A 282-nucleotide genomic window follows, 5' to 3' on the forward strand; every position below is an offset into this window, starting at 1 on the left:
TAAATTGATTATTGGTATTTTGCAGATTGGCGTACTAGCGCTGATGGCGATCATCGGTGAGTTAAATGGCTTAGGCTGGGGATATTACTGGTCAATTCTGGTAGCTGGCGCGCTGTTTGTTTATCAACAAAAACTGATTGCCAACCGCGAGCGTGAAGCCTGCTTTAAAGCATTTATGAATAATAACTATGTTGGTCTGGTACTGTTTTTAGGGCTGGCAATGAGTTACTGGCATTTCTGATGATGTAAAAAAGCCGGATGATCATCCGGCTTTCTTCTGGG

General features: G+C 42.9%; 1 pseudogene. It reads left to right on the plus strand.

The features are described from left to right. Positions 1 to 241: pseudogene (gene ubiA, locus LZP73_RS20935) on the plus strand (4-hydroxybenzoate octaprenyltransferase); the annotation flags it as partial. Positions 242 to 282 lie beyond the last annotated feature (41 nt).

This window comes from Shewanella sp. AS16 (assembly GCF_021412365.1).
In the GTDB taxonomy this organism is placed as follows: domain Bacteria; phylum Pseudomonadota; class Gammaproteobacteria; order Enterobacterales; family Shewanellaceae; genus Shewanella; species Shewanella salipaludis.